This window comes from Veronia pacifica (assembly GCF_001707825.1).
GTDB classification, from domain to species: Bacteria; Pseudomonadota; Gammaproteobacteria; order Enterobacterales; family Vibrionaceae; genus Veronia; species Veronia pacifica.
Genome location: NZ_LYBM01000015.1, coordinates 84,043 through 100,202 on the forward strand (window position 1 = coordinate 84,043; position 16,160 = coordinate 100,202).

Sequence of the window (16,160 nt, forward strand, 5' to 3'; positions counted from 1 at the left end):
GTATATACAGGGCTTACGGCGTTGAGGCCTTAGCCGTGAACTTTTGGCGGGCGAAATACCTTAATCCTAACCCACCAGTGGTCAACAGAGAGAGAATACCAATGATTAAAAACAGAGCCTTATAACCAGACAACTCACCGTATAACTGCACCACAGGCTCCATCAGAATCGGACTGATAAATTGCCCAAGGAAGAAGCAAGTAGTGATCCCACCTATCATCTTTCCTCGCAAATGCAACGGCGTAAACGAGAACAGCCAAAAAATCAGGTTGGGACGAATCACACCCAAGCCAATGCCGACTAACGTTAGACTTGCCAATAGGGTGGCCTCTGTCTCAAACAGACTGACGGCGACGAGTCCAAGTCCAATCATTGTCCAGCCAGTAAAATGAATGGCTGCAATACTGAAACGGGCACTCAACTTGCCATATCCCAGCGAGCACAACGACATCGCTAAAAGGAAGAAGGACAACATAAAGCCAGTCTCTGAGGGTGACCCAAGGGCGAGAAATTGCAGCATAAACGGCAAATTCAGCGTGATGCCATACAGCACCAGAATCTCGCACCCTGCCAGCACATAACAGGTGACCAGTGACGCTTTATTCAATTCAGATTGCGCTGGGATTCCCTGTTTGGTTGGCGGTGCGCCAGTCTTCTCAGGTTCGTTGATAAACAGCAAAACACCAGGAACAATCAGCAATGCCAGCAGGTAAATAGTGAACACGTAGTGCCACTCAATATCAGCTAACAGCCCGGCGGAGTATAGGAACACAACGCCACCAAAACCACCAAATGCAGCCTGTAGACCCATATAGCCCGCAAGCTTGGGCCCCTGAAAATAGTGACCGGCCAATGTGGTGCAGCCAACCATAATAAAGGCCACCGCCACACCGAGAGCCGCCCTACTCGCGAGTATGGTCCACAGCGAATCAGGCGATAGATAGCCAATGACGCCCGTCGCTGCGTAAAGGAGCATCGCCGAGATCAACATGACTTTCTTGTAAGGTTTATCAAGCAGCATGCCAGCAAAAGGCGCACATAGCGCAATCATCAGGCCGGGCAGAGACATCGTCATCTTCACCCAAAATTCTGACTGCGGCAAAGCCGCGAAAGCGGCCTGCATTCCGGGCAGCGCAGGTGCCAAGGTGGCACCCGCCATCACTGTCATGGTGCTGGCTAACAGCAAATGTAACTTACGAGCATTTGACGATATGGGAGAGAGATTACTCACGATGGCCTCCCTATTCGGGCACGGGCTGACTCGACCGCCTGCTGATAATCCGCAAACAGTGCCTGCTCATCAAAACGGGTACTCTTTTTATCGCGAACAAGCCAGTCACCCGCAACCATGACACTGTCGACATCGTGGCTGGAACCCGTCACCAAATAGGTTCTCAGTGGATGATTGCCAAGTTGATATCGATAATCATCAATATCAACCATCACAATATCAGCCTGCTTACCCGCCTCCAGTGAACCGATTCTGTCCAGCCAGCCCAGTGCCTTCGCACCAAACAATGAACCGGTTTTTAACGCCAGTGTTGGAGGACATGCAGTGTTGCAGTTCTGTGCCTCATTATGGCCGAGATGTGCACCGCGCATCGCTTCACACATGCCACCTGTGAAGGTGATATCACCGTCAGTCGAGGACGACACCCAGACGCCATCGCGCAGGAAGCGGCCCAGTTGTCCGGTTTCACTCATCGTGGTTTCGCCCAACATGCCATAGTGTGCTGGTGCATGGCAGATATTCACGCCAGTCTCGATCAATCGAGCATATTCCTCTTCAGAGGCATAGGCGGTGTGAACGGCCACCAGCTTATCGGTTAACAACCCAAAACGGTCAAAACGTTGCACCGGGGTGAGACCAAAAACACCTCTGACGGCTTCACGCTCATTTTTCAGGGGAGCCAGGTGGGTGGCATAAGGAGCATCATAGCGGCTGGCAATTTCACGCAGCGCCATCAGTTGCTCGTCTGAACTGCCGAACGCGCCCATCACTGACGGCATACCGCCAATCAGACCAGACTCATGATTGTGCCAGCGTTCAAGGAGTTCAACCCAGTCATCAGTCTGAGCCTGAGTGTTGGCAATGGTTTTGTATTTTGACGCGCCGTTAGGGATCATAATGTCCGACCCCCAGCGACTCACCCGTAAGCGCATGCCAAGGTCAATCGCCGCTGTTGCCATCGCATCTGCTGTGTTTGCTGAGCCGACATCGCCCAGCGCTGTAGTCCCTGATCGCAATTGGGTCCACATGCTCCAGCGTGCAATTGCAATCCCCTCGTTGAGGGTCAGCTTTTGTCCAACGGTAGAGATAAAGCCAAACATCGAACCCAAGGCTTCAATATTTCCGCCATTCGAATAGGCTGTTGGTACAAGATCGCTGTCATCTGGCTTTTCGTGATTTGGGGCTACAAAGCTCTCGTGCCAGTGCGGATTGACAAATCCGGGCAAGAGTAATTTACCACTGGCATCAACATGGTGTTCAGCCTCAGGTAAAGGATCCGCCATGTTGCCGATCGCCTGTATGCGATCGCCTTCTACCAATATCCAGGCGTTTTCAATGACGGTATTATTGATATCCGCAGCATAGAGAAAACCATTTTTAATCAGTGTTTTACCAGACGTTTTCGCCACTTTTCTGTTAGCCGGTTGGGGAGAAAACCCACTGAGTGAATCTTTTTGATTTCCCGCAGCAAAAGACGGTGCCGAAGCACCGTGATTTTCAGAGAGGGACAACATCAAGCCTTCCAGCCACGAGGGGCGTAGACAAGTGCAACTCATCGTCTCTCCCCTTTATTTCGCGGCATTTTCAAACAGGCCATTGGCCTTCATGGCTTCCAGCGATGCTTTGACCGCCTGAATCGCAACGTTGATATCTTCTTCGGTATGCGCGCCACTGATAAAGTTGACTTCACGACGCATCAGCACCCCGCGTTTAGCCATTTCAGCGAGGAAAGGTTCGGCATATTTCACATGCTCAACAGGATTTTTGGCAAACAGGAACATAGGAATCGGATCGTAGCCCACCACATTCAAAGGCGTGCCTAGCGATGCTGAGATCGCATTTACTTCCTCTTTCAGGATCCGGCCCAGTTTGGCGATGCGCTCGATATAATCGGTGCGCTTGTATTCATCAATCACGGCATTACAGACTTCCAGCGACAGCATTTCGCCACCAAAAGTAGTGGAAACCTGAAGCTCGTCCATCCGCGATAAAGTATCGCTTGGACCCGCAACCGCTGACAATGGCATACCTGCTGCAATTCCCTTTGACAAGGTGACGAGATCTGCCTGTACGCCAAAGAATTCTTGCGCGCCACCCAGTGCCAGACGGAATCCGGTAACCACTTCGTCAAACACCAGATAAATGCCTTTGTCTGAACAGTGCTGGCGCACGGTTTTAACAAAATCAGCGGTCAGGGTGCGGTTATATGGCACAGACATCAGCACTGCTGCAATCTTATCGCCGCGAGATTCAAGCAGCTCAAGGATTTTTGGCTCATCCATCGGGGTGAATAGAGGCATACGATGGGTATATTTCTGAATGCCCTCGGGCACTCCCGGGGTATCAAACTGGTATTGATCATGCCAGCCGTTGTAGCCGATGGTGACGATTTCCTCACGCCCGGTCAGGTGACGCGTCAGACGGATAGCCGCTGAGTTGGCATCGGCTCCCGTTTTGAAGAAGCGGACTTTTTCCGCGCCCGGAATAATACTGATCAGGTTTTTCGCCGTCTTAATTTCTACAGGTGCGGGGAGCGAGTGGATTAGGCCGTTAGTCAGGTTTTCTGTAATCGCATTCACAACCGCAGGATGATTGTGGCCGAGGGTGTTAGCGGCCAGTCCACAGATAAAATCAATGTATTCGTTACCATCGACATCTGTCACTTTGGAACCCTGTCCTTTCGCAAGGTAAACAGGAAAGTGGCCTTTGGCGAACTGCTCAGGCTTTTTCATCATCGACTGAGTAAAGCCGGCAATGTATTTTTCACCTTCCTGATGCAATGACAAGGATTCGGTCAGGTTTAGCGTCTGGCTGGTATGCGTAGTCATAGTCTTCCCTAAAACATATTGTGTCAGGGCACATCGTCTTGTGCCCTGTTGATAAATTTTTGATATTGGGGGTTAGTACACTTTGTCCATAATGGTATGGCGCTCTTCGTGGTAAGTTTCCTCATCCTGTCCACGACGCCAGTAAGGAATGGCGTAGAGCTGTTTTTTCGTCAGTTGATAGTCTGCAATCAGCTTGTCACGACAGGCCACGACACTGCTGTTTTCACCTGCAATAAAAGCAGAAATTGACGTCGTTCCCTCGGGTGGCGCAAGCAAACCGATTTGCTCTGCAAGCTGAGGAGTTCGTCGGCTTTTATCGCGCTGTAGCCACTTAACGGTAAACCCTTCGGGATGGGTAATGTCATGCTGATCCTCAAGAGAATCCACTTCGATCAGAGCATGACCTTTAGCGTCTGTAGGCAAGGTTTCAAGGATCGCGCTGATCGCAGGCACGGCGGTGAGATCACCTGTCATTATGTGCCAGTCGGCAGGCGCTAACAGAGGATCCGGTCCCCCCGGTCCCGCTACGCCAATTTTTGATCCCGGTTTGGCATTCACTGCCCAGCCTGAGGCAGGACTGCTGTCACCATGAGTCACAAAGTCGATATCCAGCTCGTTCACCTCTTCCCGGTAGTCACGCACGGTATAGGCCCGGGTCACGGGTTTATCGACAGGCCAGATAATGCGGTCACCGTCGAGCGTGGCAGCGTCAGCGTCTCTGTTTTTCGATTGGCAAAAAACAGCTTAATGTGGGCACCTTTTTTATCGGTCGGAAAACCTTTCAGGCTTTCTCCGGTAACCGTCACCCGAATCAGGTTTTTTGAAATTTGGGCGGTTCGCACGCACTCCAGCAGTCGGGGTGGTACGCGCTGCGGCGCTCTGTTATCACTCATTGCTTGTCTCCATGTGTTTCCGCTGAATCTATTATTTGCCCTGCATTAACAAAGGCACTGATTTGAGGTTTCAACGGGTTTTTCGGTGAGGGGATGAGATCATGCTCTACCCCATATTGCAGATATAAGCTGAATATTTGCCGGTCAATAGACGGCATTATCAGGTTGTGCTTTTGACTGAATTGGCGGTATTTACCTGAACAAAAAGGTGCCAGAGAGACTGGAGCCTGATTTTGCTCCTGTTCTCCGCGCGTGAAGAAACTGAGAATAGTCTTGTCCTGATCGCTGCCTTCGGTATCCAAAATTTGACACCATTCGCCGATAGACACTGAACGGAAATCAAAGGATAGAGCTGACAACCAATTGAATACCTGCTGAATACCAACGCTACGTTCAGGTGTGAGGTTAAACACTCCCTCCCCCGGTTGGCAGAGAGAATGGCGGACCATAAACTCACTGATGATATCGACGGGTGTCCATGGCTCATGAACCTGAATATCAGGCAAGACCTTGTTGTTCAGTCCCGCCCGGATAATGCTCCAGACCAGATCATTGGCATTGATATAGCCCTGATGCCTGTCACCCGTAACCCTAGCCAGGCGGTAAACATTGACGGGTAAACCCCGAGCACTCGCCTCTTCCACCAAGGCTTCAGCAACCCACTTCGACTGTTGATAGCCATCTTTCAAGCCCTGATGACATGCAACAAAGTCTTCCGGCACACTGCCCTGATCCGAGGGAGCAACCGCAATGGTAGACACATGACTAAATGGAATGCCTCTGATCGACGCCAGTTGCAGCATGGCTTCAGTGGCATCGACATTGGCAGATTTCAGACTCTGGTAGTCACGCATCACGCTGGTCACGGCGGCATTGTGAATAATGCCATCCAGCCGCTGTGCCAACTGCTGGTATGCCGACTCATCAAGGCCGAGATAAGGACTGGCAAGATCGGTCGCCAACACCTCAACCCGATGAAGCTGTGACATATCCAGCCCTTGCGCCTGAAGCGCCTGTCTCACCCGCGACAGTCCTCCCTCTGAGTTTGCAGCACGAACCGGACAGATAATGGTCGCTGATGTTTGCAGAAGAAGCTGGTTCAGTAGTTGGCTGCCGACAAACCCGGTGGCACCGGTCAACATCACGGTGTTCGCGTCGTGGGAAATACAAGGCTGGATTTGTGCAGGTAGGCGCTGGGCTGCGGCCTTTACATCTTCAGTCAGTGTCGCCGACATATCCACACTGGCTGCTGTTTGATTGGAAATCAGCGCAGCACACAGGTCCTGAAATCTTGGATGATCGAAAATCACCGAGACGGGCACGGTTCTCGCCAATAAAGAGGAGAGACGCGATGCTACCTGTATACTTTGCAGCGATTGACCGCCAATCAGGAAGAAATCGTCAAAGCGGCCGATATGATCAATGCCAAGCACATCACGCCATATACCGGCAACTTTGATCTCAAATGGTGAGAACTGCTGGTCCTCTTGTTCTGTCGGTTTGTCCAACTCAAGACTTTCCAGCAGGGCTTTTTTGTCCACTTTACCTGAGGCGTTGACGGGTAGTGTCTCGTAACCTCTCAGTGCTGACGGCAACATAGGTGCAGGGAGTTGTTCAGCCAGTAATTGTCTGAGCGCTGTCAGATCAGGCAGAGGATCTGAGACTAAGTGTGCTGCAATTACAGCTTGTTGGCTGTCGGGAGAGATACTGACAGTGATCGCAGCATCCGCGACATCCGGCAATGACAGCAAGGCATGCTCAATCTCACCCGGTTCAATACGATAGCCACTGATCTTGATTTGCTGATCAATTCTGCCAAGAAATTCAATATTGCCACAAGGCATCAGACAAACACGATCGCCAGTGCGATAACCACGTTCATCGTCAAGTGAATGGCCGGGTAAACTCAGCGAAACAAAGCTATCTGCTGTCTTATCTGTTAACCCGAGATAACCGTCACCCAGCCCAGCCCCCAGCAGAACCAGCTCACCGCTTTCACCGGTAGGAACCGGTGTCAGTGTTTCGTCAACAACCGCAATATGACGACCAGAGAGCGGCGTGCCAATACTGGTCGGTGAGGCAGAAACTGACAGGTCGGCGAAAGTTGCCACCACCGTCGCCTCACTCGGTCCATAGGTATTAAGTAGGCGGACCCCATTTGGCACTGACTGACGCCAACGCTCAACATAAGGTGCTTTGACTGCTTCCCCACCAATGATCACTGTTCGAATCGACGCAGGCAGTACCAGATCTTGCTCGTCAATAGCCAGCGTCAGCTCATGCCAGAAGGCAGTCGGTAGGTCCAGCACACTGATTTGCCATGCCTGACACGACGTCAGGAAAGCTGACATACTCTCCAGCATGGCATCGTTGCGCACCACCACGTGTGCCCCGGTCGAAAGGCCAACGAAAATTTCTTCAATACAGGCATCGAAATGCAGGGGAGCAAACTGCAACAGGGTATCGTCGCGTTGAATACCGTAATCGTGTGCCGCCGCCAGACAGAAGTCATTCAATGCCTGCATTGAGATCATCACGCCTTTTGGCGTACCAGAAGAACCCGAGGTATAAATCAGATAGGCCTGCTGGTCATCTTGTCTGTCGAGATCACGCCAGTCTCTGGCATCCTCAGCATCAGCTTCATCGCCAAGAAGTAATGCAATATCCTGATGAGGTATATCAGTGAAGGCAGTCTTGAGTTCATCGCAGACTGAGCTGGCATACAGCACCAAAGCGGGGTCAGCATCATCAAGGATAAGACGATTGCGGCTCAGCGGCGCTTCGGGATCAACGCAGACAAAACGCTGCCCAGACACCAAAACCGCCAACATGCTAATGATGGCGTCCTGACCTTTCGGCATCGCAAGCGTAATGATTTGTCCGGGCGTCAGGTTCAGTTCACCGAGCGCCAATGTCAATCGGTTAACCTTGGCGACCAACTGACAGTATGACAGGGGCTTCCCGCCCGCCACCGAGAGTGCCGGGCTATGAGGGTTTACCTCTGACTGGTGATAAATACGGGCCAACAAGGATGTTGAATGCGCTGCGTCGTCCGGTAGGTCGGCAGCAGACAATATGGAGAGGTGTTGGTAATCAACAGCGAGTGGTGCCTCCAGACAAGCCTCTAAATCCCTGATGGTAGTCAACAGTGACTGTTTAATCTCATCAAGCTTTGTCTGCTCATAACATTCAGCATTCGCTTCAATGGAGAGCCTCAGGCCACCATCTGGCTGCTTTACAAAGGAAAAAGCAATGTCTTCGACCGGGCCTGCACTCAGGGTATGCGCGCTGATATCACAACCTTTAACTGAATAGGCGCGCTCGAAAGGCAGAATATTGACTACGGCGCCAAACAGTCGGTTGTCAGGCGTGTTTTTTGCCAGATCCTGTTTCAGATCTTCATAGCGATACCTGAAATGTCGACGGCTCTTGCGAATGCGGTGACTGAGTTGCTGGTGAAGGCTTTGTAATGTTTCGACACCCTCAAATTCAACCCACACAGGGACAATATTCATGTGCATGCAGGGAATGGTGGATGCGACAGAGCCCATACGCCCCGCCGATGGCATTCCCATCACGGTCTGACGCATACCAGTGAAGCGGTATAACTGTGCTGCCACCAAACTGAACAGCATATCGCCCCAACTGGTCTGGTACCTCATCGCCACCTCTGCGAGATGGGTCAATTCCGTTTCAGACAGCACATCGGACGAAGATATCGTGTTTTCACTCACGGTGACAGATTGGTTTATCAGGCTTCTCGCCGGCCCGACCTCAGCCAGTTGCTCGCGCCAGAACGTCCGGTCCTTCTCAAAGTAAGGAGACTGACGGTAAGCGGTATCTTCCTGAGCAAGCTTGCCATACTCCGCAAGATCACTTAGCTCGCCGACTGAGGCGTCAATATTTTCAAGACGATTGTTGTATTCATCAATCACTCGTTGAGCCAGTAAGGCGAAGCTGTATCCATCACTGGCAATATGATGAATACAGAGATACCAGATATATTGCTGTTCACGGGTCTTAATCAGAGCCTGACGATAGTTCCGCCCTTCAGCAATCATCAGCGGCATATTGATATCCGCTTTCATGCGGGCAATAGCCGTCTCAGATGGCGAAGCTTCAGCAGATAGATCGATAAACGTGATCGTGTTTTGGGCGGCAGTTTCATTGCCGATAAAATGATGATGAGGCTGCTCACCAACCTTCTCAAACGCCATGTTCAATGCCGTCGTTTGCTGCATGACGGTATTTGCCGCTGCCATAAAGGCAGCGACATCAAGATCACCCTCAAACTTCAGGTATTCTGCGGCGTTGTAACGAGTGCTATCGGGACTGATCGACTGCCCGAGCCAGATCCCAAACTGCGCCTGAGTCAGTGGCAGTCTGACCTGTTCATTCATGCCACCACATCCTCTTCACGGCTATTGGCTGTGTTAGCCGCCAGACTGGCTTCAATTGTCTGCCACCACTCTTTCAAAGTGACGGTTTTGACTAATTCAGCAAAATTCACCATTGCGCCGAGAGCGCGCCATTTATCAAGCAGTACCATGGCTCGGATGGAGTCCAGACCTATGTAGGTCAGGTTTTCTTCAACATCCACATCCTCAATATCCAGCATCAGGGCTTCAGCGACATCCTGCTGTAAGACGGCGAGACTAAGTGCTGACTTTGTTTTGGAGACAGCTTGCTCTATCTGTTCCACGGTTTTGACATTTCCAGCCCGGCCCGCCACATAGTCGAGGGTATGCTGATGATCCTGAAGAGAAAAATCTGCAATTGCGTCACCAACCACAAAGGGTTTGATATCCAGCATGAAGGCATCCAAGGTGGTGGACAAAATGCCGATATGGCCGTAGATACCACAAATAATTAACTGATCACGACCGGTTTCACGCATTTGGTCGAGCAACGGGGTTTTCTTAAATGCACTGTAGCGCCACTTAACATATTCAATATCGTCTTGTTCTGGGGTGAGCGCTGTGATGATTGGGGTGCTGTCTTTCAGACCAGGCCCCCAGAAATCTGTCAGTAAGGCCCGCTCTTTAGGATCCTGATTAGCGGGCTGAGCGGTGTAAACCACTGGAATACCCGCAGCCTTACAGGCCGATTTCAATCGCTGGATATTGGCCACCAATTCAGGGATCGGAGACGCACTAACGTCAAAGAAATTAACAAAATAGTCCTGCATATCGTGGATAAGCAGAACAGCTTTGGCAGGATCTGGCTGCCAATCAGTCCGGTTGTCTGGAAACACGTCTGCCATCGGCAGGTTATATGCAGCTATTTTTGGTATCGCCATGATTTCTTTCCCTAAACTGAGGTGCGGCTGGATGATTTGTGCGATGCAAGCTTTTCTTCGACCTGCGAACGAAGTGATTTCTTATCTACTTTACCCACCTTTGTTTTCGGGAAAGTGTCGACAAGTTCATATCGATCCGGATATTTATAATCGGCCAGATGCTTACCACGCATGAACTTATTAAGAGTGACGGGCTTGAGTGTTGTGCCGTTGGGCTGTGCAATAACGAATGCGCAAATTCGCTCTCCCAAGAGGTCGTCGGGCATAGAAACCACGGCGGCATCGAACACGTCAGGGTGCGACAACAAATGATTTTCTATTTCTTCCGCCGCAATTTTTTCGCCACCTTTGTTGATCTGATCTTTGTCGCGGCCAACAACAATTAAGTGCCCGGTTTCGGTTTGGATAACCCGGTCACCACTGCAGTAGAACCCTTCTTCAGTAAATGCGTGGGAATTGTGTGCGTCAGCGTTGAAATATCCTCTGAAGGTGTAAGGACCCGAGGTAGTCAGCAACCCCTCTTCTCCGATAGATACGGGTTGATTGTTCTCGTCAACCACGATGACTTTATCGGCTTCACTCATAGGCCGGCCCTGGGTGTTATGGCGAGTCCAGGCGTCATCATTGAGACGGGTATAATTCACCAGTCCCTCAGCCATACCAAACACTTGCTGCAAGGTCACGTTTAGCTCCACTTCGACGCGGCGGGCAAGGTTGGCACTCAGTTTTGCGCCTCCAACCTGCAGATAACGCAGGCTGGCTAATGCCGCTTTGTTATCTGCCGCATTCAGCCACAAGATAGCCGCTGGAGGAACCAATGCGGTCCAGTTGACATGATGTTGCTCAATTAGAGGAAAACAGGTTGATGGCGATGGGTCTTTCGCCAATATCAGAGTGCCGCCAGCGTAAAGTACCCCCAATCCACCGGGTGAACTGAGCGAGAAATTGTGTGCAGCGGGCAACGCACACAGATAGCGGGTGTCGCTATCCCATTGGCAGACCTCAACACTTTGGCGGATGCTGTAGTAGTAATCGTTGTGTGTTCTTGGGATCAGTTTGGGTGTTCCGGTACTGCCGCCTGACAACTGGAAAAAGGCCACTTCATTCGGTGTGGCTTGACGCTCAGGGAAGGATTTTTCGTTGTCGTTATCACTGAGCCACGTATCTCGCAGTGACCGCTCTCTGTCACCATCAATCAGCAGCGTAAAAGAGAGATCCAAGTCTTGTTGTAGCGAGTCGGTAAAGGTGCTATCGCTGAACAAGGCCTGCGTTGAGTCACCAATGATCAGTGTGGGGCGCAGTTGGTCTGCGTAATGAAAAAGCTCATCTTTGTTATGATTAAACAACGCGTTAACTGGCACTACACCCAGCTTGAGGAGTGCGAAATACACCACATAGAAGGGATAATCATTAGGCAGTTGTACCAAAGCGGTGTCACCCGCTTCGAGGCCACGCTGACTCAAATAACTTGCCAGACGATCAGAATAACTCTCTAACTGACGGTAACTTAAAGTGACGTCTTCTGAGATGATGGCAGGAGACTCAGGGCGCTGTCCGCTCTGTCTACACAAAATATCAGTCAGCTCTTTATCTATCCAAAAACCCTTTGATTTGAACTCTTCGGCATCTTTTTCCGGCCATGGCGTATAATTAATTCGCATAGTCATCCCAACTAAATCAATTTTGTCCAAACAAGGAGTGGACTGTCATTTCGAGGCAGAGAAGGAGAAGAAGCGTCTTAAGTTCATCGGATAGTCACCGGGGAAAGGCGTTTACAACGACCCAAATCCCTTTGTATCGACCAAAGACGTTCAGACGAAGAGAACATTTATCCTTCGGCAACTCTCATGGCCATCACTGTCAGTGAGTGGTGTTTCTCTTATCCTAGAGGTACTTACGACAAGTCCTTGGTTTTAAACCCAACCTAACCTCATGCTCAATTCATACTCGGTGTATGCTGAATTGGGCGGTGAAAATTGTAATGCGAATTATTATCATTACAACAAAAATCTCAAAAAATATTTTTATTCCTATTAATAAGCTTCAAATAAGATCAGGAAGTTACAGTAGCTGACGAGTTAAAGCTGATGGAGAAACTCACATCTAGTAGGAAAAGCGTGATACAGATCAACTGCACAAAAGGTGAACAAAGGAAGCAAAAGGCCATGAAGGGCTACTTGAATCTTGGTGCCCAGAAATGGAGTACCAACATCTTAATGATAGGTATCTAATAAATAGATAAAAGAATGGACAATTATTATTCAAATAAATAATTAAAAGTAATTAAGTATATTTAAAATTCATTACCAAAATAAAATATAAAGAATAATAATCCTCATCCTTAAAAGAAAAGATAATCTAAAACGAAAAAAAATTATAACAAAAAATATAAAATCAAACGTTTAAACCGCTTTATTTTAACTTAATTAACAATTTATTTAAAAATTGGTAATCGATTTAATATTAAAATTTTAGTGACAATAATCAATAGCTTGCGTTTTTTGGTTGTATTTCAACCAAGTCATTAAAATACAAAATAAAAATATTTTTTCAGTTGCTGACTTTTATAACCTCACCTGAAAAATAAAATCTATATCTATTAATACCTTAGCGATAAAGATAAAAAGGATTGATGATGACCATTAGTGTCGTAATAAATTTGGCTATATTTTCTGCACTCATTATTTTTCTGTATGCGCAGCAAAAAAAATATATTTCGTTCACTAAACGAGTATTTACTGGACTCGGTTTGGGTGTTGTTTTCGGCGGGCTACTTCAACTCTATTATGGTGCAGGATCGGAGATCATCGCGACCAGCATCGACTACTTTAACATTGTCGGTCAGGGCTATGTAAAACTGCTGCAAATGATCATCATCCCGTTAGTGATGGTATCTATTATTTCCGCGATTCTTAAGCTTAACGGTGGTTCATCGGTCGGCAAGATCAGTGCTATGACCATAGGCACTCTCGTATTCACCACCAGTATTGCCGCATTAGTGGGCATTGTCTGGTCAAATATATTCGGCCTGACGGCTGAGGGACTCACCGCAGGTGTGGCAGAAGCAGCACGAGGTCAGGCGCTGGAAGGTCGGCTGAATAGTGTTGAGCATCTTTCTTTTGCCCATATGATCATTCAGTTTATTCCTGCCAATCCGTTCCTCGATATGACAGGTTCAAGAAGTACGTCAACCATCGCCACTGTTATATTCTCAGTATTCATCGGTATATCCGCCACAGGCGTTGCACGTAAAAACCCAGAAGTCTTTGCTTCCTTTGAGCACTTTATGAATGTTGCTAAGACAATTGTCATGCGAATGGTGACACTGGTACTGCGACTGACACCCTATGGCGTGATGGCGCTGATGACTAAGGTCATTTCAGGCTCCAACTATAGCGATATTATTAATCTAGCGAATTTTGTCATGGCGTCATATGGTGCACTTTTCACCATGTTTGCTATTCATCTTTCTCTGGTCGCACTGGTCGGTATCAACCCACTCCGCTACCTGAAAAAAATCATCCCACTGCTGACATTTGCTTTTACCTCACGAAGCAGCGCAGCATCAATACCGCTCAATGTGGCAACGCAGGAGAAAGCTCTGGGTGTATCGAACGGTATCGCTAACTTCGCAGCATCATTTGGCTCTACCATCGGGCAGAATGGCTGTGCAGGTATTTATCCCGCCATGCTGGCAGTTATGATTGCTCCGACGCTCGGTATCAACCCTATGGATCCCGGCTTCATTGCCACTTTGGTCGCCATTATTACCATCAGCTCTTTTGGTGTGGCAGGTATTGGGGGCGGTGCGACCTTTGCCGCGTTAATCGTGCTATCCGCAATGGATTTCCCTGTCGCTTTGGCTGGTCTGCTGATCTCCATTGAACCACTGATCGACATGGGCCGGACAGCACTGAACGTATCAGGCTCAGCGATGGCAGGCACAGTAACCAGTAAATTACTGGGTGAAACCGATATGTCAGTTTTTAATAAAAATGAAGCCATCAGCGTAGATGGCGAAGATGCAACCGCGTAACACGTTTTCCAGCTTTTTTTGATTTTTACGGGGAGCACTGGCTCCCCGTCCGTATTTTTAGTTTCAGGACAGTAGTATGAAAATAGTCATCATTGGCGGCGAAGCCGCTGGCATGAGTGCAGCAGCGAAAGCAAGCCGGGTGAACCCTCAGGCAGAGATTGTGGTCTATGAAGCCTCAGAGGTCATATCTTTTGGCGCCTGTGGCCTGCCCTATTTTGTCGGTGACGAATTCCAAAACCCCAAATATATGGCCGAATTTACGCCAGAACAGTTTGCTGAGCGTGGTGTCGAAGTCAACATTGGTCATAGAGTCAACAAGGTTGACGCTGACAACAAAAAGCTGGAAATCAGTTTTGGCGATCATACCTTTGTTACTCACTATGACAGGCTGATGATTGCCACTGGCGCACGAGAAGTCCTTCCACCGATTGCAGGACTGGATAAGAAAGGGGTTCACTCATTGCGCCGAATGCAAGACGGTATTGATTTGAAAGCGGCCGTTGAACAGCCAGACTGCCAACACGTCACCATTATAGGCTCCGGTTTTATAGGCCTTGAAGTGGCAGAGGCAATGATTCATCGCGGCAAAAAAGTCCGTCTGATAGAAAGAGCGGAACGACTGATCCCAGAAGCATTTGATTCTGAGATTGGTCAACATTTTTATGATGAGTTGCAACAAGCTGGTGTGGAAATTCTGACTGGGGAAAGCGTCACTGCCTTGGTTGGCGAAGAGAGCGTGCGAGGAATTGTCACCAACAAGGGTGAATATCCCACTGATCTCGTTGTTGTCTGTACGGGTGTGAAACCCAATACCGAGTTTCTGAATGAAACAGGAATTGATTTGCTAGGTAACGGCGCAATTCGTATCGATAATCATGGCAAGACCTCGCTAATCGATGTGTGGGCGGCAGGAGACTGTGCGTCTATTCCTCACGCTATTTCTGGGGCGGATGCCTATATTCCTCTCGCGACGGGTGCCAACAAGCTTGGCCGCATGGTTGGTGAGAATATCGCGATGACCGACAGCGACGGTCATTCATTTCCGGGCTCACTGGGTACCAGTTGTGTCAGAGTACTTGGATTAGAAGCCGGACGCACTGGATTGTCGGAGAAAGAGGCGATTGCAGCAGGCTTTGAGGTTAAAACCAAAACCATCAAAGACAAATGTCATACCAATTACTGCGCCGGACAATCTGATATGTACATGAAGCTGATATACCAAGCCGACACAAAACGCATTCTCGGTGCACAGATTGTGGGATACAAAGGCGCTGTTCATCGCATTGATGCCATGGCTGTCGCTATCACCATGGGCGTCACGACGCCCCAGCTTGGGATGATGGATTTTGCCTATGCGCCTCCGTTCGCCCGTACTTGGGACATTATGAATGTGGCTGGTAATGTCGCAAAGTAAAGATAGAGAGAACTGCACTCTCTTCGTGATCTGTTGCTGCTATCGATAGCGGTTTCACAATACGACAGAGCGTTCTTAAAAAATGGGTCATAGCGGCCCATTTTTTGTATCCGTCTTAGCAAGCTTTGCTTTAGAGCAAATACAAAAAAGCCCCGGTCTCTCGACCAGGGCTTTGAAGGTGGCTCCCCCTGCTGGACTTGAACCAGCGACATACGGATTAACAGTCCGCCGTTCTACCAACTGAACTAAGGGGGAATTGATTGTTCAACGAATTCACGTTGGACATCAATATACGGTTGCCTGTAAGCGGAATCTACCGCGCATGGCTAAGCACTGACACATGTATGAAAGCATACAAAGAATTCAGCACCTTTTTGTAATGGTGCCTCGAGGCGGAATCGACCGCGCCCGGCTAGGGACCGACACATGTGTGCAAAGCACACAATGGCTCCAACACCT

At 49.2% G+C, this 16,160-nt stretch carries 8 protein-coding genes, 1 tRNA gene and 1 pseudogene; 2 read left to right on the forward strand and 8 right to left on the reverse strand.

Translation table 11 applies throughout. The features are described from left to right. Positions 1–13 precede the first annotated feature (13 nt). The 7 genes and pseudogenes from A8L45_RS10030 to A8L45_RS10060 all read right to left on the reverse strand — a co-directional run bounded on the left by A8L45_RS10030 (position 14) and on the right by A8L45_RS10060 (position 11,912). On the reverse strand, positions 14–1,231 hold the full coding sequence (locus A8L45_RS10030; RefSeq protein WP_068901812.1) for an MFS transporter: 1,218 nt from the start codon (positions 1,229–1,231) through the stop codon (positions 14–16). Continuing rightward, the gene (locus tag A8L45_RS10035; protein ID WP_068901813.1) at positions 1,228–2,787 is read right to left on the reverse strand and encodes an amidohydrolase family protein; all 1,560 of its coding nucleotides are present in this window, start codon (positions 2,785–2,787) and stop codon (positions 1,228–1,230) included. The genes A8L45_RS10030 and A8L45_RS10035 overlap by 4 nt, the downstream gene beginning before the upstream one ends. Positions 2,788–2,799: 12 nt before the next feature. After that, positions 2,800–4,059 carry an aminotransferase class III-fold pyridoxal phosphate-dependent enzyme gene (locus A8L45_RS10040; protein WP_068901816.1) on the reverse strand — a complete coding sequence of 420 codons (1,260 nt, stop codon included), beginning with the start codon at positions 4,057–4,059 and terminating at the stop codon, positions 2,800–2,802. Positions 4,060–4,131: 72 nt separating this feature from the next. Further along, positions 4,132–4,952: pseudogene (locus A8L45_RS25275) on the reverse strand (siderophore-interacting protein). After that, positions 4,949–9,352 (reverse strand): non-ribosomal peptide synthetase, encoded by a 4,404-nt coding sequence (locus A8L45_RS10050; RefSeq protein WP_068901818.1) that lies wholly within the window; start codon positions 9,350–9,352, stop codon positions 4,949–4,951. Before A8L45_RS10050 ends, A8L45_RS25275 begins: the two are co-directional and overlap by 4 nt. Then, positions 9,349–10,251: an isochorismatase gene (locus tag A8L45_RS10055; RefSeq protein ID WP_068901820.1), complete on the reverse strand. Its 903-nt coding sequence runs from the start codon at positions 10,249–10,251 to the stop codon at positions 9,349–9,351. The genes A8L45_RS10050 and A8L45_RS10055 overlap by 4 nt, the downstream gene beginning before the upstream one ends. An 11-nt stretch (positions 10,252–10,262) precedes the next feature. Further along, entirely contained in the window at positions 10,263–11,912 is a 1,650-nt protein-coding gene (locus tag A8L45_RS10060) for a (2,3-dihydroxybenzoyl)adenylate synthase (protein WP_068901823.1), read from the reverse strand. A 974-nt stretch (positions 11,913–12,886) separates the two neighbouring features. On the opposite strand from A8L45_RS10060, the gene A8L45_RS10065 reads away from it, so the two are divergent. Together A8L45_RS10065 and A8L45_RS10070 are read left to right on the forward strand one after the other, a co-directional pair. After that, entirely contained in the window at positions 12,887–14,287 is a 1,401-nt protein-coding gene (locus A8L45_RS10065) for an L-cystine transporter (RefSeq protein WP_068901825.1), read from the forward strand. Between the two features lie 76 nt (positions 14,288–14,363). Continuing rightward, on the forward strand, positions 14,364–15,701 hold the full coding sequence (locus A8L45_RS10070) for a CoA-disulfide reductase (protein WP_068901827.1): 1,338 nt from the start codon (positions 14,364–14,366) through the stop codon (positions 15,699–15,701). Positions 15,702–15,880: 179 nt separating this feature from the next. Here A8L45_RS10070 and A8L45_RS10075 read toward each other — a convergent pair. After that, positions 15,881–15,956 (reverse strand) — tRNA-Asn (locus A8L45_RS10075). Positions 15,957–16,160: the final 204 nt, after the last annotated feature.

What these genes read in the sequence shown, in the direction of transcription:
- A8L45_RS10060 (WP_068901823.1), bottom strand. Translation starts at nt 11,912, where the DNA reads ATGCGAATTAATTATACGCCATGGCCGGAAAAAGATGCCGAAGAGTTC.
- A8L45_RS10070 (WP_068901827.1), top strand. Translation starts at nt 14,364, where the DNA reads ATGAAAATAGTCATCATTGGCGGCGAAGCCGCTGGCATGAGTGCAGCA.
- A8L45_RS10040 (WP_068901816.1), bottom strand. Translation starts at nt 4,059, where the DNA reads ATGACTACGCATACCAGCCAGACGCTAAACCTGACCGAATCCTTGTCA.
- A8L45_RS10055 (WP_068901820.1), bottom strand. Translation starts at nt 10,251, where the DNA reads ATGGCGATACCAAAAATAGCTGCATATAACCTGCCGATGGCAGACGTG.
- A8L45_RS10035 (WP_068901813.1), bottom strand. Translation starts at nt 2,787, where the DNA reads ATGAGTTGCACTTGTCTACGCCCCTCGTGGCTGGAAGGCTTGATGTTG.
- A8L45_RS10065 (WP_068901825.1), top strand. Translation starts at nt 12,887, where the DNA reads ATGACCATTAGTGTCGTAATAAATTTGGCTATATTTTCTGCACTCATT.
- A8L45_RS10050 (WP_068901818.1), bottom strand. Translation starts at nt 9,352, where the DNA reads ATGAATGAACAGGTCAGACTGCCACTGACTCAGGCGCAGTTTGGGATC.